Annotated in this window: 16 protein-coding genes; 15 read left to right on the forward strand and 1 reads right to left on the reverse strand. The window is 48.2% G+C overall.

Features of this window, described 5'->3' with window-relative positions; all coding sequences use genetic code 11:
* Positions 1 to 3 precede the first annotated feature (3 nt).
* The 9 genes from fmt (at position 4) to spoVM (ending at position 8,857) form a co-directional block, all read left to right on the forward strand.
* The gene (gene fmt / locus ACDJ59_RS05485) at positions 4 to 957 is read left to right on the forward strand and encodes a methionyl-tRNA formyltransferase (protein WP_413407905.1); all 954 of its coding nucleotides are present in this window, start codon (positions 4 to 6) and stop codon (positions 955 to 957) included.
* Positions 954 to 2,432, forward strand: coding sequence for a 16S rRNA (cytosine(967)-C(5))-methyltransferase RsmB (gene rsmB / locus ACDJ59_RS05490; RefSeq protein ID WP_413407906.1), 1,479 nt, complete (start codon positions 954 to 956; stop codon positions 2,430 to 2,432). Before fmt ends, rsmB begins: the two co-directional genes overlap by 4 nt.
* Before the next feature lie 253 nt (positions 2,433 to 2,685).
* Positions 2,686 to 3,726 (forward strand): 23S rRNA (adenine(2503)-C(2))-methyltransferase RlmN, encoded by a 1,041-nt coding sequence (gene rlmN / locus ACDJ59_RS05495; RefSeq protein WP_036614609.1) that lies wholly within the window; start codon positions 2,686 to 2,688, stop codon positions 3,724 to 3,726.
* Positions 3,727 to 3,733: 7 nt separating this feature from the next.
* Positions 3,734 to 4,510, forward strand: a complete 777-nt coding sequence (locus tag ACDJ59_RS05500; protein WP_017687453.1) for a Stp1/IreP family PP2C-type Ser/Thr phosphatase — start codon at positions 3,734 to 3,736, stop codon at positions 4,508 to 4,510.
* Positions 4,507 to 6,723 (forward strand): Stk1 family PASTA domain-containing Ser/Thr kinase, encoded by a 2,217-nt coding sequence (pknB, locus tag ACDJ59_RS05505; RefSeq protein ID WP_413407907.1) that lies wholly within the window; start codon positions 4,507 to 4,509, stop codon positions 6,721 to 6,723. Before ACDJ59_RS05500 ends, pknB begins: the two co-directional genes overlap by 4 nt.
* A gap of 61 nt (positions 6,724 to 6,784) precedes the next feature.
* On the forward strand, positions 6,785 to 7,693 hold the full coding sequence (gene rsgA, locus ACDJ59_RS05510) for a ribosome small subunit-dependent GTPase A (protein WP_076328024.1): 909 nt from the start codon (positions 6,785 to 6,787) through the stop codon (positions 7,691 to 7,693).
* 1 nt (position 7,694) lies between these two features.
* Positions 7,695 to 8,354 (forward strand): ribulose-phosphate 3-epimerase, encoded by a 660-nt coding sequence (gene rpe, locus ACDJ59_RS05515; protein WP_017687456.1) that lies wholly within the window; start codon positions 7,695 to 7,697, stop codon positions 8,352 to 8,354.
* Between the two features lie 3 nt (positions 8,355 to 8,357).
* Positions 8,358 to 8,609, forward strand: a complete 252-nt coding sequence (locus ACDJ59_RS05520) for a hypothetical protein (RefSeq protein WP_047843680.1) — start codon at positions 8,358 to 8,360, stop codon at positions 8,607 to 8,609.
* 167 nt (positions 8,610 to 8,776) lie between these two features.
* Positions 8,777 to 8,857 carry a stage V sporulation protein SpoVM gene (gene spoVM, locus ACDJ59_RS05525; protein ID WP_017687458.1) on the forward strand — a complete coding sequence of 27 codons (81 nt, stop codon included), beginning with the start codon at positions 8,777 to 8,779 and terminating at the stop codon, positions 8,855 to 8,857.
* A gap of 194 nt (positions 8,858 to 9,051) precedes the next feature.
* On the opposite strand, the gene rpmB is transcribed toward spoVM, so the two are convergent.
* Positions 9,052 to 9,240 (reverse strand): 50S ribosomal protein L28, encoded by a 189-nt coding sequence (gene rpmB, locus ACDJ59_RS05530; RefSeq protein WP_017687459.1) that lies wholly within the window; start codon positions 9,238 to 9,240, stop codon positions 9,052 to 9,054.
* A gap of 401 nt (positions 9,241 to 9,641) precedes the next feature.
* On the opposite strand from rpmB, the gene ACDJ59_RS05535 reads away from it, so the two are divergent.
* From ACDJ59_RS05535 to ACDJ59_RS05560, 6 genes are all read left to right on the forward strand, one after another.
* The gene (locus tag ACDJ59_RS05535; protein ID WP_155985128.1) at positions 9,642 to 9,815 is read left to right on the forward strand and encodes a hypothetical protein; all 174 of its coding nucleotides are present in this window, start codon (positions 9,642 to 9,644) and stop codon (positions 9,813 to 9,815) included.
* A gap of 62 nt (positions 9,816 to 9,877) precedes the next feature.
* Positions 9,878 to 11,689 (forward strand): DAK2 domain-containing protein, encoded by a 1,812-nt coding sequence (locus ACDJ59_RS05540; RefSeq protein ID WP_413407908.1) that lies wholly within the window; start codon positions 9,878 to 9,880, stop codon positions 11,687 to 11,689.
* Between the two features lie 28 nt (positions 11,690 to 11,717).
* On the forward strand, positions 11,718 to 12,581 hold the full coding sequence (locus ACDJ59_RS05545; protein WP_413407909.1) for a DegV family protein: 864 nt from the start codon (positions 11,718 to 11,720) through the stop codon (positions 12,579 to 12,581).
* A 10-nt stretch (positions 12,582 to 12,591) separates the two neighbouring features.
* Positions 12,592 to 14,637: an ATP-dependent DNA helicase RecG gene (gene recG / locus ACDJ59_RS05550; RefSeq protein ID WP_076250891.1), complete on the forward strand. Its 2,046-nt coding sequence runs from the start codon at positions 12,592 to 12,594 to the stop codon at positions 14,635 to 14,637.
* A gap of 115 nt (positions 14,638 to 14,752) precedes the next feature.
* Positions 14,753 to 15,040 (forward strand): stage VI sporulation protein F, encoded by a 288-nt coding sequence (locus ACDJ59_RS05555; protein ID WP_036614589.1) that lies wholly within the window; start codon positions 14,753 to 14,755, stop codon positions 15,038 to 15,040.
* 622 nt (positions 15,041 to 15,662) lie between these two features.
* Positions 15,663 to 20,120: a glycoside hydrolase family 3 C-terminal domain-containing protein gene (locus ACDJ59_RS05560; RefSeq protein ID WP_413407910.1), complete on the forward strand. Its 4,458-nt coding sequence runs from the start codon at positions 15,663 to 15,665 to the stop codon at positions 20,118 to 20,120.
* The last annotated feature ends 23 nt before the right edge of the window (positions 20,121 to 20,143 follow it).

A 20,143-nucleotide genomic window follows, 5' to 3' on the forward strand; every position in this document is an offset into this window, starting at 1 on the left:
GATTTGAATATTGTTTTTATGGGAACACCTGAATTTGCAGTTCCTTCTCTCGATATGCTGATGGCAGAGGGATACAATGTGGTGGGTGTGGTGACTCAGCCTGATAAACCACAAGGACGCAAAAAAGTACTTACGCCAACACCGGTTAAGGCCGCGGCAGAACGCCACGGTCTGCCGGTGTTTCAACCTGTTAAATTGCGTGATCCGGAAGCGGTAGCCCGCTTGGCTGAATGGAAGCCGGATCTGATCGTAACCGCGGCCTTTGGACAGATTCTGCCCAAAGCTGTGCTGGATATGCCTGTTCGCGGCTGTGTGAACGTGCATGGCTCTCTTTTACCGAAATATCGCGGAGGAGCCCCGATTCAACGTTCCATTATTAACGGGGAATCCGTGACAGGAGTCACATTGATGTATATGGCTGAAGGCCTGGACACCGGAGATATGATCTCGCGTGTGGAACTGCCAATTACGGATGAAGATACATCAGGATCGATGTTTGATAAATTAAGTGAGGCTGGTTCCAAACTGCTTCAGACAGAAATGCCACGATTGATTGCAGGCGAAACAACGGCGGTCCCTCAGGATGATGCCGAGGCTTCATATGCTCGCAATCTGACTCGGGATGACGAGAAAATGGACTGGAGTCGTACTTCACGTGAACTGTTCAATCAGATTCGTGGTCTTGTGCCGTTCTCCGGTGCATTTACGATGTGGGATGATCAGGTCTTCAAAGTCTGGGCAACGGCTAACCCCGATCAGGTGGATCTGGCAACTTCTTCGGATGCTGGACAAGCAGAGCCAGGAACGGTGCTGCAATTGAACAAGGCAGGGATTGAAGTCCGCACAGGCAATGGGTCTCTCTGGTTGACTGAAGTGCAGCCTGCAGGCAAAAAGGTGATGCAGGCCGCTGACTTTGCTCGCGGTGGTACACTGAAACCTGGAACGGTGCTGCGATGAGCGGTAACATACCAGGTCGTTCGTCAGGAAAAGGCCAGAAAGCTAATGGAAATTCATCCGGACGTGAAGGAAACCGTCGTCCGAATTCGGGTAAATCGGGTGGTGCATCGCGCTCCCAGCAACCCAAAACATCTGCTCGTACACTGGCAGTCAAGGTTCTGAGTGCCGTTGAGCAAGATGGAGCATACAGTAATCTGGAGTTGAACCGCCGTCTGAAAGAGGCGGATTTAAGCCCCGCAGATGCTGGACTAGCTACCGAATTGGTGTATGGAACAATCGCCAGATTGAATACACTTGATTATTTTCTGGAACGTTACGTCGCCAAAGGAGTATCCAAACTGCAACCATGGGTTCGTAGCCTGCTGCGAATCAGCGTATATCAGATGATATACCTGGATCGTATTCCGGAGCATGCCGTGGTGAGCGAAGCGGTTAATCTGGCGAAGAAACTGGGCCATCAGGGAATCTCGGGTATGGTGAATGGAGTGCTCCGCAATATGATCCGCAATCGGGATGAACTTCGTATTCCAGAACATCTGCCCGTTGCCGAACGTATTTCACTGGAGCATTCCCACCCGTTATGGATGGTTGAACGCTGGATTGCCCAGTACGGCGAAGAGACGGCGGAAGCGATCTGTCGTGCGAATAATGAGCCGCCAGCGGTGAGTGTCCGAGTCAACACAACAATGACCACACGGGAGAAACTGATGCATGAGATGACCAGTACAGGTGCAGTCGTTGAAGCTTCTCAGCTGAGTTCCGATGGAATTCTTGTACGTAGTGGCGGAAATATGGCTCTAACGTCCTGGTATCGGGACGGGTTGTTCTCTGTACAGGACGAAAGTTCCATGCTTGTCGCTGAAGCAGTTGCGCCAGAAGTAGACCAACTTGTATTGGATTGTTGCGCAGCTCCAGGTGGTAAAACAGCTCACATGGCTGAGAAAATGCAGGATCGCGGTCGTATTGTCGCGAATGATGTACATGCTCACAAGCGCCATCTGATCCTGGATCAGGCGGAGCGTCTCGGTCTGACTTGCATCGATGCTGTAACTGGAGATGCGCTAGACCTGAATGAACGGTACCCGGAAGCGTCGTTTGACCGCATTTTGCTGGATGCACCATGTTCAGGTCTGGGTGTTATTCGCCGCAAGCCTGATGTGAAATGGACCAAAACCGTAAAAGATATCGAAGATATCGCAGGCTTGCAGCGTGAATTGCTTGATCATGTTGCGCCGTTGTTAAAACCAGGTGGTATTCTGGTGTATAGCACGTGTACGATTGAGCCTGCTGAGAATGAGGATATGGTTGCAGACTTCTTGAATCGACATCCGGAATACAGCCCAGCAGAAGCATCCGTCTGGTCTGAATCGGAGACAGCGAACTTGAAGGTTGTGAACGGTGGTATTCAGATTTTGCCACAATACGCTCACAGTGACGGATTTTTCATCGCACGGTTGACAAAAACAGTGGAATAACAGTTTAATAGAGCACGGAAGTATGACCGCCGAGGGGAACTTCGGCGGATTTCTTTGTGATGGGACTTCGATATAATTGTCAGAGAAAAGTGATGACAGGGTGCGATGGTGGCATTGAGGTGTTATAATGCATGAAGTACAGATATCAAGGGTATACATGGATGTAACGTGGTCTTTGTGATAGAATAGGACGAATGGAACGAAAAGAAGGAAGCCAACGAAAAGAAAAGAAGGAATAGGTGTTGACAACAAAATGAAACCTTTTATATATGATTATTCTCTGGAACAACTGCAGCAATGGGCTGTTGAGAATGGGGAGCCGGCGTTTCGCGGTGGCCAAATCTTTGACTGGATTTATGTAAAACGCGTGAATGATTTCAGTGAAATGACCAATCTGTCCAAGCCATTGCGTGAAAAACTGACAGAGCAATTTGAATTCGTAACGCTTAAGGAAATTACCAAGTTTGAATCCAAGGATGGAACGGTTAAATTCCTCTTTGGCCTTCATGATGATCATGCCATTGAGACGGTAATCATGAAGCATAACTACGGGAACAGCATCTGTGTAACCACACAGGTTGGTTGTCGTATTGGTTGTACGTTCTGTGCATCCACTTTGGGTGGACTCAAGCGTAACCTTACGGCTGGGGAGATTGTTGCCCAGGTTGTTCAGGCTCAGAAAATTTTGGATGAACGCGGCGAGCGTGTCAGCAGCATTGTAATCATGGGTTCAGGTGAACCTTTCGAAAACTATGAAGCTACGATGACTTTCCTGCGCATTATGATTCATGAAAAAGGGCTGAACATCGGTCAGCGTCACATCACGGTATCCACGAGTGGAATCGTTCCAAACATCTACAAGTTTGCGGATGAAGATACACAGATTAACCTCGCGATTTCGATCCATGCACCAAATGATGCACTTCGTTCGAAATTGATGCCGGTTAACCGTCGTTTTCCTTTTGAAGACGTGATGGAGTCCCTTCGTTATTATCTGGCCAAAACAGGTCGGAGAATTACGTTCGAGTATGCACTTATTGGTGGGGTAAACGATCAGCCAGAGCATGCAGCTGAACTGGCAAGTGTGCTTAAGAACATGTTGTGCCACGTGAATTTGATTCCGGTTAACCATGTACCTGAACGCAAATACGTAAGAACATCGAGAAGTGACATTTTCAATTTTCAGAAGATACTCTCGGAACAGGGTGTTAATGTAACCATTCGTCGTGAACAGGGACATGATATTGCTGCCGCTTGCGGTCAGCTTCGTGCAAAGCATATGGAGTTGAGGTGAGAACGTTTTGATCAAAACAGTTCATGTGAGCCATATCGGACGAGTGCGTTCGGTGAATGAAGATTCAGCCTGGATTCGTAATCTCGATACAGGATATATTCTGGGTATTGTTGCCGATGGCATGGGTGGACATCTTGCAGGGGATACGGCAAGCCGCTTGGCAGTAGAGACGTTGGTGAAAGATCTGGGAACACTGGAACCAGGTCTGTCACATGCGTCTCTGTCTGCGGCTCTCAGCGATGCTATTTTGCATGCCAACGAAGTTATCTTCCGCACGGCATCCACAGATGACAAGTATCACAACATGGGAACAACGGTGGTTGCGGCTTTATTGAACGATACGGAGGGTGTTATTGGACACATCGGTGATAGCAGAGCCTACAAAATTGCGAACAAAGCTGTGATCCAGCTAACTGAGGACCATACACTGGTGAATGAATTGTTCAAGAATGGTCAGATTAGCAAAGAGGATGTGTCCCATCATCCACGTCGCAACGTACTAACTCGTGCGCTTGGAACAGATGCCGAGGTGAAGGTAGATCTGGATACCGTCAAGCTGGAGGAAGGCGAAGTTCTTCTCCTGTGCAGTGATGGTCTCAGTAACCTGGTCAGCAATGAGCAGATTATTCAGGTTGCCGGCAATCTGGAACTGGCATTGGAAGATCGTGCAGACCGACTGCTTCAGTTGGCTTTACTTGCTGGGGGAGACGACAACATCACGCTTGCTTTGTTCGAGTTGCAGAGGGAAGGTTCCGTGGATACGGAAACGGGGTGTGAGTCATGATTGGGCACCAGCTAGGCGGACGCTATGAAGTGATTGAGCGTGTCGGCGGTGGCGGCATGGCTCTTGTGTACAAAGCCCAGGATCTTCTGTTGAACCGGAATGTAGCGATCAAAGTCCTTAGACAACAGTTTGTGCATGACGAAGAGTTTATTCGCCGTTTCCGCAGGGAAGCACAGTCGGCAGCATCGCTGTCTCATCCGAATGTAGTCAGCATTTATGACGTGGGGCAGGAAGATGACGTTCATTATATTGTCATGGAGTACGTGGAAGGCAAAAACTTGAATGAAATTATTAAAGAACGCGCCCCTCTGCAGGTGGACGAATCGGTGCGAATCGCTTCCCAGATTGCAGATGCTCTTGATCATGCACATCATAATCAAATCATTCATCGGGATATCAAACCCCACAATATATTAATTGGCCGGAATGGCCGCGTGAAAGTCACGGATTTCGGGATTGCCCGTGCCGTTACATCTACAACGATTACGCAGACGGGTTCCGTAGTTGGTTCTGTACATTATTTCTCACCGGAGCATGCCAAAGGCATCGTTACTGGTGAAAAATCGGACTTATATTCTCTTGGGATCGTACTTTACCAAATGCTTACCGGGCAACTTCCGTTTCTGGGTGAAAGTCCAATCAGTGTGGCATTGAAGCATTTGCAGGAAGAGTTCGATGAACCACGCAAATTCAATCCATTGATTCCGCAAAGTGTGGAAAATGTCATCTTAAAATCCATGCGTAAAAATCCGCAGGAACGTTATCAGTCGGCCAAAGAAATGCAGACCGATCTGGAAACTTGCCTGATGCCGGAGAGACGTAATGAAACGAAGATTGATTTTCCGGATGAGGATGATATAGACCAGACTCGAGTTATGCCAGCCATCAAGCCTGAACCGCGCGGAGTTACATCGACGGGTGCGGTGCCAGTGATGGAGTCTGACGAAGAAACTGGCAAGGGTAAGGCAAAATCCAAGAGCTGGAAGAAGCCAGCACTACTCATTTCATTAACCGTTCTTATTCTAATCGCCATGGTGGGCGTTGTATGGTATGTCAAGGGTATGCTGGTTGTACCTGAAGTAACCGTGCCTAACGTGATTACTCAAACGGAAGAAAAAGCTCGGGAAATGCTTGAGGAGAAAGGGCTAGTCGTCAGTGATGAGGTCATCCGTCTGTACCAGGAAGGTGTCGAACCCGGTATCGTCTATGACCAGAGCAGAAAAGAAGGCGATGTTGTCAAAGAAGGATCCGAGGTCCAGATCAGTGTTGGTGCAGAAAAAGAACTTTTGAAGATGATTGATGTCAAACAAGTAACTTATGACGAGGCTGTCAAGAAGCTGACTGCGCTTGGCATTAAGGAAGATCAGATTCAGCGGAAAGACGAGTTCTCCAATGATGTGGCTTCAGGTTCTGTTATTTCCCAGACACCGGGTGTGAATGAGGAATTTGATCCTGCTATAGTTCAGATTGAGTTAATCGTAAGTAAAGGTACTGAAACGGTCAAAATGCCTGATCTGAAAAATCTTACCCGCAGTGAAGCTGAAAAAAAACTTAAATCTGCTGGACTGGAACTTGCTCAGGTGCAGGAAGAACCAAGCTATACGATAGAAAAGGGCAAAGTGACGCAGCAATGGCCTGTGGAAGCGGGCACAGAGGTGAGTCCTGGTGATAAGATTACGATCTTTATCAGTACAGGGTATCCGCCTGAAGCGCTGCAATATCCTTTTAATATCAATGTGTCACCCAAAGAAGAGGGCAAAAACAGTAAAATTCGTATCACATATGAAGACGCACGCGGCAAGAATCAGGAATGGGGAACACGCACCGTGAACTCAACCCAGACCTTGACCATTCCACTTGTGCTCGCTCCAAATGAAAATGGGGCTGTGTCCGTATATCGTGATGGACAGTTTCTGGATACGTATCTTGTCTCCTACAGTGACGCCAAAAACGGAACAGTAAATGTACCTTCCATTGACCCTGAACAAAGCACTGAGACGCCGCCAGAAAATGAGCCTGATCCAGGTGAAGGTAGCGTTGATGAGGGAAGTGAAAGTGTTGATCCCAATCAAGAAGGTGAACCTGAGTCCACACCGGCAGACGGTGAGGGTGACAGTGTAGATGAGGACACTTCTGCCATGAATAATGGTAAGGGGCACGGCAAGGAAAAAGAGAAGAAAAAGGAAGTCATTAACGCATCAAGCCGTCCATAAGGGCGGCTTATGCTGGCGTCTGGAGTAAATGTACCACCATCTAAAGGAGGGCGTCGGAGCTATGCCAGAAGGTATCATCGTTAAAGCGCTAAGCGGTTACTATTATGTCATGCCAGTGGAAGACAACGGGGTTCCTTCGGTTGAAGGTTCCGCCGTTCAATGTCGAGCCAGAGGTATCTTCAGAAAGCGGGGAACATCACCGCTTGTAGGTGACCGCGTCAGCTACATGTTGACTGAGAACGGAGAAGGAACGGTTGATGAAATTCGGAAGCGTGAGACGGAACTTATCCGTCCTCCTGTAGCCAATGTAAGTCTGGCTGTTCTCGTGTTTTCTGTGAAGGAACCGGATATGAACCTGAACCTGTTGGACAAGTTCCTTGTTCATATCGAGCAGGCGGGGCTGGATGCACTCATTGTGTTGACCAAACTGGATTTGGCTGATCCAGCCAAAGACACTGTTGCTGAAGTGAAAGCATTGTATGAGCAGGTTGGTTATGAAGTGATCTCCACAAGTTCACGTACCGGTGAAGGCAGTGAATTGCTCAGAGACCGACTGGCTGGTAAGATCAGCGTATTCTCCGGACAATCCGGTGTAGGCAAGTCTTCGATGTTAAATGCATTGATGCCGGGCCTGACGCTGGAGACAAATGCGATCAGCATGCGTCTAGGACGAGGGAAACACACCACCAGGCACGTGGAGCTTATTCCGTTGGATAATGGTGGGTTTGTTGCAGATACGCCAGGATTCAGCCAACTGGACTTTCTGGAGATCGGTGTGGAGGAACTCTCCACTTGTTTCCGCGAATTCGCCCAGTTTGCAGATCAGTGCAAATTCCGAGGTTGTACCCATACACATGAACCAGGCTGTCGTGTGCTTGCGGCCAAGGAGGAAGGTCTGATCTCCGAAAGCCGATATCAGCACTATGTGCTGTTCCTGAACGAAATGAAAGATAAGAAGCGGAGGTATTAACATGATTAAAATTGCCCCATCGATATTATCAGCTGACTTTGCCCGCCTTGGTGCGGAAGTTGCAGAAGCCCAAGCTGCAGGAGGAGACTGGATTCATGTTGACGTTATGGACGGTCATTTCGTCCCTAATATTACGCTTGGACCTGCGATTGTGAAAGCAATCGCTCCACATACAAGCTTGCCGCTCGATGTGCATTTGATGATTGAGAATCCAGAGCGTTATGTTGAGGAATTTGCCAAAGCGGGTGCAGCGGTAATTACCGTTCATGCTGAGGCTTGTGTGCATTTGCACCGCGTTATTCATTTAATTAAGGAGCAAGGAGTGAAAGCAGGAGTTGCCCTTAATCCAGGAACGCCAGCGTCTGCCATTCTCGAAGTTCTGGATGATGTGGATATGGTTCTTGTTATGACGGTCAATCCTGGATTTGGCGGACAGGCATTTATCTCGGGTACCATGAACAAAATCAAGCAGATTCGTACCTGGTTGAACGAAAAGGGACGCCATGATGTACATATTGAAGTAGATGGCGGAATTGCTGCCGATACAGCCCCGCTTGTGGTGGAAGCTGGAGCAGATGTGCTCGTTGCTGGGAGTGCCGTATTTGGACGTGAGGATCGTGCTGCCGCGATTACTGAAATTCGTCGTAGTTACGGAGGCTGATCTATGACCCTCAAGGAGACACTGTGGACGATGGCTGCGAGTCTCGTGACGGGACTTGTGCTTGCTTTGTTTGCGGTTATTCAATCCCCGTTTAATGCTATTACGTCATTAATCGGGGTAGGCGTTGTTATTATGTATTTCCGCAAATTTGATCGTACGGGACATCGGGTTACTTTTGTCATATTCGGCATACTGTATTATTTACTGAGTGTTTTCATGATCGCTGCCTATCAATATATTCCTGCCCAAACGTAAATGACCTGATCTTCGGGCTTGTCATTGTGGAATAGGGATCGAAGGTTCCGCATAAATATGGTTACATGAGCAGGTTTCTCATGTAGCCTTTTTTGTCGTGTTTGAGGTAAAGAAGGCCTGAAGCATAGGATACGGCGGACGCATGAGCATGATGGGGAGGGTGAATTATGAAATTTTACACATTCAAACTGCCGAAGTTTTTGGGAGGGTTTGTAAAGGCGATTCTTAATACGTTTCAAAAGCACTGATCCGATTGATAAGGTAACAGGGAATACCGCCGCTTTGGCTCAGGCTTATCTGGAATTCGTACCTGCGAAGCGCCATGCGGCGGCCATTCACATGTTAATGAGCGTATTCAAGAATCCCTTTTTTGAATACCAAAAAAGCACCTGCAAGGAACAAGGTGCTTTTTGCTTACCCGATTTATAGTAGCTTTGCGTGATTATACGCGAGTCACTTTACCGGCTTTCAGTGCACGGGTGCTTACGTATACACGTTTTGGTTTGCCGTCAACGAGAATGCGGACCTTCTGAACGTTTACGCCCCAAGTACGACGGTTACGGTTGTTAGCGTGGGATACGTGGTTACCGGTGCCCGGTTTCTTACCTGTCACATAACATTTGCGAGACATAGATTACACCTCCTATCCTAAAATAACCAGTTGCCTTCAGAAACGAAAAGTCATTCCATAAGGACTAAATTGTTCTTCCTGATCATAAAGATCAGGTTTCAGTAGCTAATGGCGTTGTTTAAGCCGGCATGAACCGGATCATTTCCATTACTTAACCTGCATAAAACAATACTTGAATATAATATCATAATTAAAAAAGCTTCGTCAACTGATCCAAAAACTTTATTTATTTCTCCTGTCTAATATAGTACAATGTTGAGTAGTCCATAATACAGTGGTGAACAGGCTGTTGCCGCGAGGAAGTCGGAGAATAAACCGTACTTAGAGGTCGGTGGTCTGCTTTTTGGCAACGCTGTGAGCTGCGGCATTCCATCATTGGCACCAGTCTCCATGCGGCATTCATGCCGGCTCTTGATACCGGTGCATATCCGTATGCCCCGAAGTTAGGGGTGCAGAGAGTGCAGGATATTGGTAGCCCGGCCGCCCAGACCGTTAATCCGGCTGACATGTTGTATTGTATGCCTGTGCCGGACAAGGTATGGACGAAGAATAACGCAGTCCGCGTTAGCGCATGAACAGACCAGACACATCTTGGTGCAAGGTGTTCGTGTATCAAGCTAGGAAGGGGAATTCTCACTTGAGTATACGTTCTTTAAATGGAACAGATTTCACCGCAATGGTACTTGCCGGAGCGGAACAACTTGGACAGCATGCAGAGCACGTCAATTCCCTGAATGTTTTCCCTGTGCCGGATGGTGACACGGGAACGAACATGAATTTGACAATGAGTGCAGGAGTTGCAGAGATTAAAAGAAAAAGCTCTGCCTCCATCGGCGAAGCTGCCGGTATTCTATCGAAAGGCCTGCTTATGGGCGCACGGGGGAATTCAGGAGTTATTCTGTCGCAATTGTTCCGTGGTTTTAGTCGTTCAGCTGCTCCCTATGAGGAACTGAATACGCTCCAATTTGCAGCAGCCCTGCAGAACGGTGTTGACGCAGCTTACAAAGCAGTCGTAAAGCCCGTTGAAGGGACCATTCTTACCGTAGCCAAGGAAGCGGCGAAACATGCCAACTACTACGCAAGACGGACGAATGATATTACTGAATTAATGAATGAAGTTTTGTTAAAAGCAAAAGAAGCACTGGCAATGACTCCGGAATTACTGCCTGTACTTAAACAGGTTGGTGTTGTGGATTCAGGTGGTCAGGGGCTTGTATATATCTACGAGGGCTTTATGGAAGTATTGCTGCAAAGTGACGGAGGGAGTCGTACTTCGCTGAACAAAGAAGTAACCCCATCCGTGGCCGCATCTGCTTTGAAACCGGCTGCACCGACAGAAGTGGATATCAAGAAGCCTTCACAGCAGCAGGTGATTGCACCGGAGATGCCATTGTCTGCTCAGGCGAGACTGGTAACGGAAGATATTGAATTCCTGTATGATATGGAATTCTTCATTAATCGTGAGCTTGGAGAGAACGCAGGAGTGGCATTTGATGATGAAGCATTCCGGAAAGCGTTGTCAGTTAATGGGGATTCGATCATTATCATTGCCGATGATGAAGTCATCAAAGTTCATGTCCATTCCAAGACACCAGGCGATGTATTAAACCTGGCGCTGCATTATGGTGAGATTACACAGATTCATATTCTCAATATGCGTGAACAGCATCGGGATCTCCTCACAGCAGGCATGGACATTGCTCCATCACCTGAATTGTTTGCAGAGATTCCACCTGAGGCAGCGCGCAGTATGGAAGAGGCTGTGCTTCCTGCAGATGAGATGGCACCGTATGGTTTTATTGCGGTATCCTCCGGTGACGGTATTGCAGAGATTTTCCAAAGTCTTGGCGTTGATGTTGTTCTGTCCGGTGGACAGACGATGAATCCGAGTACTGAGGATTTTGTAAAAGCCGTTCGTTCCATTGCTGCGGAGCAGGTATTTATACTCCCGAATAACTCGAATATTGTACTGGCTGCGGAGCAGGCTCGTGAATTGCTTGAAGATGAGCGCCGGATTACGGTTATTCCAAGCAAGACCATTCCACAGGGAATGGCTGCTGCCTTTGCTTTCCAGGAAGATGAGTCTGCGGAAACAAACCGTGACCAGATGTTGGAGGCCATCAGCCGGGTGCAGTCCGGTCAAGTGACTCATGCGGTTCGTGATACGCAATATGATGAATTAGATATTAAGGCGGGGCACTATATCGGTATTCATAACTCCAAAATTGTAGCGACGGATGAAACCATGCTTCAAGCATGTGAAGGTCTGCTCAAACAGATGATGGAGAGTGGAGATGAAGTGGTGACGATCCTTGAAGGGGACGAAGCTGACCCTGAGGTTACTGCTGCCCTCGCTGCATGGCTTGAAGAACAGTATCCTGATGCCGAGGTAGAGGTACATCTTGGAGGACAGCCTGTGTATTATTATTTGTTCTCCGTAGAGTCCTAATAGCACTTTAGCGAAGAGGAGGAGAGTCATGAGCCACAAGGTTGCGATTGTAACAGACAGTACGGCGGATATTCCCGAAGAACTCATTCGCAAATACGGGATTCACATTGTTCCGCTGCGCCTTCTGTTCGGTGAAGAGACCTATGCAGATGGCGTTGATCTGACTTCGGAACAGTTCTACGAAAAGTTGAAGAAGGTATCTGTGTTGCCTACAACTTCACAGCCATCACCAACTGATTTCATGAATGTGTACCAATCACTTCTTGATGAGAACCCGGAACGCCCGATTGTATCGATCCACCTGTCATCCGGCATGAGTGGTACCTATCAATCGGCCATGCTTGGCAAGTCTTTGCTGGAGCGTGAGGGTGACATCACCGTGCTGGATTCGAAGTCAGCATCGTATGGATACGGTCTAATGGTGGTACAGGCTGCTGAACTTGCCGAACAGGGCAAGTCAGCAGTTGAAATCGCTGCGGCTATTGAAGGGATGCAACAATCTCGCAAGTTGTTCTTTCTTGTAGATACTTTGGAGTATCTGCAAAAGGGCGGTCGGATTGGCAAAGCTTCAGCCATCTTGGGAACGTTGCTTAACATTAAGCCGATCCTGTCTATTGATGAAGAAGGCGTTATCTACGCAGTTGAGAAAGTCAGAGGTCATAAAAAAGCAATGGCACGCATTATTGAGCTGTTCCAGAAGGATCTTGCAGGTAAACGGGTGAACCTGGCGGTAGGTCATACCGCTGACCCGGGATCAGCGATCGCTTGTGCAGAGCAGCTGCGTGGTCATTTTACACTGAATGAAGTGGTCTATACCAATATTGGAGCCGTTGTAGGCAGCCATGTTGGACCTGGTGTCATTGCAATCTTTATGTGGCCTGTTCCGGAATGAGGGATTAGACATGAAATTGGAAGAAATATCAGTTAAGCAAATTAACGGCGTGAGTGCTCTCAAAGAGGGAGAGCTTCACGCCTTTGGCATCTCTACTGTTAAAGACCTGCTTGAGTACTATCCGTTCCGTTACGAGGATTATCGTCTGCGTTCACTTAGTGAAGTGAAGGATGGGGACAAGATTACGGTCCAGGGACAGGTGATGGGTATTCCTGTATTACAACGATACGGTAAAAAGTCCCGTCTTACCTGTAAGATCATGACGGAAGAGTGGATGATTACAGCCACCTGGTTCAATCGCCATTTCCTCAAAGAACAACTAACCCCCAATCGGGAGATTGTGATTACGGGAAAATGGGAACAAAAACGTATGCAGATGACCGTGACTGACTCGGAGTTCCCCGATAAAGGCGATGGGCGTTCAGGTACACTGCAACCTGTATATTCGGTAACCGGCAAACTGACGCAACAATGGATGCGGAAAACGATCAATCAGGGATTAATCCAATTCGGAGATATGATTCCTGAGATTCTGCCTCAGTCCTTGATGAAGAAATACAGTTTGATGCCTCGTAAACAAGCGATTGCTGGAATTCATCGTCCACAGGACAACCGAGAAGGTCAGCAGGCCAGACAGCGGATGGTGTATGAAGAGCTGTTTCTGTTCCAGTTGAAAATGCAGGCGTATCGCGCGCTCAACCGAAATCGCATGGATGGTGTAGTGCATACCACGGACAATACGACGATTCGTGAGTTTGTACGCAGTTTACCCTTTGAACTGACAGATGCTCAGAAAAAGGTGGAGCTTGAAATTCTGCATGATATGCGTTCGCCCTATGCAATGAATCGGTTATTGCAGGGTGATGTAGGGTCGGGTAAAACGGTTATTGCGGCAATTGCACTATACACGACTGTTCGATCTGGGTTCCAAGGGGCTCTGATGGTGCCTACAGAGATTCTGGCGGAGCAGCATATGCGCTCACTGCAAAAGCTGTTTGAACCGTTTGGGGTAACCGTAGGGCTGTTAACGGGCAGTGTAAATGGACGCAAACGAAAAGATCTGATCGCCTCATTGCAAATGGGCATGATTGATATCGTGGTGGGTACACACGCCCTGATTCAGGAAGATGTTTTCTTCCGTGATCTGGGTCTTGTGGTGACGGACGAGCAGCATCGCTTCGGGGTGAATCAGCGCAGCGTTTTACGACGCAAAGGATATAACCCGGATGTGTTAACGATGACGGCAACACCAATTCCACGGACACTTGCGATTACTGCTTTTGGGGATATTGAAGTATCCACGATCTCGGAGCGTCCGAAAGGACGGATTCCCATCTCTACGTATTGGGTTAAGCACGATATGATGGAGCGGGTGCTCGGTTTTATCTCCAGAGAAGTGGATCAGGGCCGTCAGGCCTATCTGATCTGTCCACTCATTGAAGAGTCGGAGAAACTGGATGTGCAGAATGCCATTGATTTACATGTCCAGATGCAGCAGAACTTTCCGAAATATCGTGTAGGTCTGTTGCATGGACGGATGACGGCTGCGGAGAAAGAAGAGATGATGCGGGACTTCTACAGCAATGATATCCAGTTGCTTGTCTCCACCACCGTTGTCGAGGTCGGGGTCGATGTGCCAAATGCAACGTTGATGGTCATTATGGACGCGGACCGCTTCGGTCTCTCCCAGCTGCATCAGCTTCGTGGTCGGGTCGGTCGTGGTGCGCATGCTTCCTATTGTGTACTCATTGCTGATCCGAAGACGGAGGTTGGACAGGAACGCATGAAGGTCATGACGGAAACGGAGGATGGATTCGAGGTATCCCGGCGTGACCTGGATCTCCGGGGTCCAGGTGATTTCTTTGGTACCAAACAGAGCGGATTACCCGAGTTCCGTCTTGCCGATATGGTTGCCGATTTTGCTGTGCTGGAACAGGCCAGAGATGACGTGACCCACTTAATTGAGGATGCGACCTTCTGGACCTCTATGGACTATGCACCTCTGCGTGATTTCCTACAGCAACAGCAAGTATTCAAGGGTGATCTGATTGACTAAAGCTTGCCATGATAGCTGGTTTTTCGTATTACCTTTGTAAAAAAAGACAAGTGTACAAGCCCTCCTGACATATGAATAAGAAGTGAGTTCATTCTTTTGGGAGGTGCTATACGTTTTGGGTTATCAACAATATGGAATTAGTCCGCAACTGGTGGAGCGGATCAAATTAAAGATGAAAAATCCCGCTGTCAAAGAGCGTATCAAAAAGTTGATTGATGGCGTGACCAAGTCTGATCTGCAAGATAAGGCCAAGGTCAGAAGGTTGGTCAAGTCTTCAGCAGTCATTATGAATGAGAATTTCTCTCCGGCGCAGGAGGAGCAGTTTGTTGCTTTTGTGCTCGCGCAGAAGATTGATCCAAACAATACGTTTCATTTGATTAAGCTGTGGGGGATGTTTAGGTAGGGATTCGATGTCATGTTGGGTGGGGTAAAGAGCGTTGTTTACACGGGGGCACTGCGATGACAGAATAACCTTCCGAGCGCTGTTATCCCCGGATTTTTTTTGAATCCCTTTTCTAAAGGGTAAAATACGGGGATAAAGGCGCACGCTTCGCTTCTTTAGGTTATTTCTGTCCTCTCCGTTGTTGTGTAAACGAAAGTACTTTATAAAAAACCAAATTACATCGAATGTTTATGAAGTAATTTTAGTGGGTGGGGCGTTCCATAAGTCAGGAAGATGACTTATGGAACGCCCTTTTGATTGTTATAACTAGAGACAAGCCTTGTGGTATTACTTGGTTGAATATTCGTTGTAGTTATCGAAATGACCCATGACCTGGTTGTGTTACCGTAAAAACAAAAGTTTTCATTGAGTATGTTTGGTTGGTTAAATCGAGCATCTTAGTACAGTGATTGGTGGAGTATGAGGCTTATATTTAATATGAATCCAAATTTATCCTTTGACGATACATAACCGTAATATCTAAAAATACTGTACCTCAACCCATAAACAAAATGTACCATTCCTCCAACTATAATGAGTAAGTATCAAACTGTAAGCGATTACAAAAAGAGGAGGGTTAACATTGACTTTGACTAGAGGTTTCAAGCAGAAGATCGGCGGAAAAGTGATTGCCGTCATCACCGTGGTCAGTCTGACATGGGGGTCCTGGGGAGCCATGCCACTATCAGCATCTACGACAAATACGTTAAAGTTCCAAACTCAGCAGGGAGGTATTTTTGACGGGATGCCATTATTTGATGGCGTGCCAGCGCATCTGGATGCATACGTAGACACCTATTTCGAATACACTGGCCTCGAAGGTCCAGCCGTTTATGTGACGGGTTCGCGAAACCATTACACATTGAAGCAGGGAAAACATGTGGGCAAGGTCATTCCCGGTGCGTTATCTGCTGCAGATAATGTTCAGGGTGTCTCGACCGATTTCCCTGCTCTGATCGGCATGGGACAGAGCTGGAACAAAGAGCTTTTGTCCGATATCGGTGAAGTGATGGGGAACGAGAAAATCAGCAAAATAAAGGTCAAGCAGGGCGAATCCAACATTCATGGGGGCAACGATCCTTCCCTCAGCGTGGCGTTCAGTGTGGTCAGTGATATGCGTATCAATCCGCTTAGCGGTCGCTTCGATGAAGGGTTCTCTGAAGATCCCAATATGGCAGGAGTCTTGATCGACAAGATGGCTTCGGGTCTTAGCGGAATTGATCAGTCCACCAGCGAAGATGGATTCTGGATGAGGGCCGCGGTGGGGACAAAGCATTACTCCGTATATAACGCGCAGTGGTTCAGGCAGACAGCGAATAACAGTGCAAGCGCGCGTTCATTGTTTGAGTACCAAACCAGAGCCGCGCTCCCTGGATTTGAATCAGGTGCGCTAGCGGGCACAATGACATCTTATGGCCGGACTAACGGCATTCCAAACATCCTTTCCCCGCTACAATTATTAGCCAATTTGGACGCCAAATATGGCGTATACAGCTCGCCCGATTTCAATGGAGATGCAATTGTATCCAACGCGAACCAACTCGGAAATGGATATGACGACCGCTATGCCGTGGACCGCGGTCATGCAACCGTTCTTATGGCGCTTGCTCAGGCGAATGCGGGTCGGCCGTCAGGGACGACACCTGCGGATGTGACCGATCTGGTGGCGCTCGTAGAGCAAGGGGAATATGGAATTACCGAGGAAGAACTTATAGAAGCAGCCAGACCACATGTAAACCAGCTGGTACGTTTGGGGATTTTTAATGAAACTGATGAGCAGGGCATACCGAAAAACTATCCTTTTGCCCAGGAAGCAAGGGATGTCAGGACGTCTCCGCCTTCCGATTATAACCAAGTTAACCATCAGGAAATAGCACTTCAAGCGGCACAGGAGAGCGTTGTTTTGTTGAAAAATGACGGCACACTTCCGCTGGAAAAAGGAAATGACGCTGCTGTTTCTGGGGTGTATGCCGACGCACGCTTCAAGACGACGTATTCAGTTGGCGCGACACCTACGCTGGAAAACTCCGGTGAATCTCCACTGCTCTCAATCATTAAAATGAATGGCAGCAGTAACGTAAACTATGCCCCAGGAAATGAAGTCATTGCACTAACCTCTAAAGCGAATCAACAAACCGTCACAGCGGACGTGTATAGTCCAAATGCAGGCACGGAGGGAGCGCAGCTCACCACAACTTCGGATGCCCCAGATGAGGCCAGTTTCTCCCACTTGTTCCGAGTGTACGATTGGGGTCAGGCGGGTTCAAGTTTATTGTCGCTGTATAACCAGCGTTGGGTGACTTCCCCTGCGACAAATGATGCAGCGGTTGGCAATACGGATCGTACCAGCCTCAATCTGACGAACAATGATTGGAACCTTCCTGAGATGATGGGTGATACGAGTGCCATCCCCCCAACATTACGAATGGAAACGAACGAGGATGGCTCAATGTCTATTGTTACCAATGGGTACCGTACAGGATTCTCTGGTGACTTTACCAACTGGTATTATGCTAACGGACGCTTTATCAAGGTAGATGATGCTGGTAAACTCGTGACAACATCATCTCCACTGGGAAGCAAGGATAACGCTGCGAATCGCCCGGACGAGGTGAAGTTTGAGAAGGCCGTGGTGAAGAACGTGGGGGAAGAGGCAGTAGCAAGAGCCACGGATGACGATTATGCCATCGTCTTTGTCGGCGCAATTCCACGACATAGCGCAGGAGAAGGTAACGACCGGTCTACCCTCGATATGGGCGAGGCTGATTATGAACTGGTCGACAAAGTATCTGCTGCCTTTGCAACCCAGGGTAAGAAAACCGTTGTCGTGGTTAAATCGAGCTTCCCTGTAAACATGGAGCGAATTCAGAACAACCCTAACGTCTCAGCGATCGTTTACCAGCCATATGGCGGTCAATACGATTCGTATGCTCTGGCCCAGGTCTTGTTCGGAGATTACGCACCGACAGGTCGCCTGACGTCCACATGGTATGCGGGGATGGATGCATTCCCTTCCATTAGTCCATATGTTATACCAGAAGGTAACATTACTGGCCTTGACGACATCGACCCCCGATTTACGGTTGATATGACGAATGCAGACCCCATTGAATCTGAGTTGACTTATATGTATACAGATGCCACGGTGACCTATCCGTTTGGTTACGGGTTATCATATGCTGATTTTACGTACGATTCCCTGACCGTACCGTCTTCTGTAAGGGGAGATGAACCATTCACGGTGTCGGTCCGCGTAACCAATACAGGAGACGTAGCAACTTCCGAGGTTGTGCAGCTGTACACCCGTAACAGCAACTCTGCATACGGCGCACATGCGCCTAAAAAGAAGCTGGTTTCATTTGAGAAGATTCATCTCACTCCGGGTGAAACAAAAGAAGTCCTGTTGCAAGTTGATCCACAAACGCTGGCATTATGGGATGTGAATCGGAGTGAATGGATCGTTGAACAGGGCAGTTATGAATTCATGATTGGGACCTCGGCAGCGGATGCAGACGTGCAAGTATCGAAGGCATTAAGCATTGGTGGGAAGTCGATTGCGACCTTACCTCTTACCCAACCCATAAATGTATTTGATCATGCGTTTGCTTCAAATGAAGTCGTTTACCACGAAGTGTCCAAGGAACGCACGGCAGCTCAATTAAAAGCCAAAGCGATTGTTGGAGGTTATTACGCAGTTCGGTCCAAACAAAATGGATCGTGGATCGCGTTGCCTAAGGCTGACCTGACAGGTGCGCAGAAGGTTAAGGCAACTGTCGCATCTAATGTACAAGGTGGCACGATCTCGTTGCATGCGGATGCGCTCGATACCGCACCGCTTGCTGTATGGAACGTACCGGTGACAGAACCTGTCTCCTACAAGATTAGCAATGCTAACGTAACGGTCAAGGAATTAGGGTACGTTGACGTAGATGCGGATATTTCTGCTGCCGTGAGCGGCGTACATGATCTGTATCTGGTGTTTCATGAATCGGATCTTCGGATTGACAGTTTGTCATTTACGTTGAAAGAACCGGGAACAAATCCAGGAAGTCCAGGCACAAATCCAGGTACAAATCCTGATTCGCCAAGCACGCCTGGATCAGGTAGTGTTGGAACTCCTGTTAAGCCACCAGCATCCGGGTCCGAGACTGAAGGCGAAACGGATTCGGAGGGTAATGTTTCTACTGTCGTGACCGTGCAAACGGGGGATGTTGCTGATCAAGCTAAGGCAGCAAGTATCCGCTCATCTGGCATCCGGGTCATCGGTGATCCATGGAACGTATCCATCAAAGATAAGCAGAACACGTATGTCATTGCAGCGCTGCCTGTTAACGATGTCGTCGCTGCCAACTCCACAGCAATCGCATATGTTGGAGCAGGAGGCCAACTTACGCCGGTGCCTGGCGTGTTGACCAAAGACACAAACGGAAACAAGGTATGGAAAGTACTGCTAAACCAAGGAGGCACGTACGTTGCGATTCACTCGCTCCGCGAATTTGTTGATGTTAAGCCTTCAGCTTGGTATGCCAAAGATATTGCCAAAGCCAACAGCTTGCTGTTGATCAATGGCGTATCGGAACGCCGCATGCAACCCCAAGGAACGACAACATCGGCCCAAACGTTGATGGCTGCCTTGAATGCGTTAGGAATTGAACCGATGGGAGCGGCAGCAAACGAGAAATGGTTTGATCCGATTTTACGAGCCTCCAAGGAATATGGCCTGATGGAAGAAGGGCAGTACCTGCCAAATGTCCCAATGTCACGTGAGGACATGGCAATGGTGCTCGTTCGTGCGCTGAACTTGTCTGGGGTGGATATGAAACTGCAGGAAGCAGAGATTGAATCACGGCTGGGGGACTTTAAGGATCAGGACCAGCTGAAACCAAATAACCGAGCAGCTATGGCAACGGCCATTCAGCTTGGTATATTCCAAGGTACGCCGGATAAACTGCTACAACCACAGAGCACCCTTACACGGGCACAACTTGCAACTGTCATTGTTCGTGTGCATGACCGGATAATAGAACGGCTGGATCGATAAAAGCCACAACAACGAAAACAAGG

This window comes from Paenibacillus amylolyticus, from assembly GCF_047302515.1.
Classification (GTDB): domain Bacteria; phylum Bacillota; class Bacilli; order Paenibacillales; family Paenibacillaceae; genus Paenibacillus; species Paenibacillus amylolyticus_G.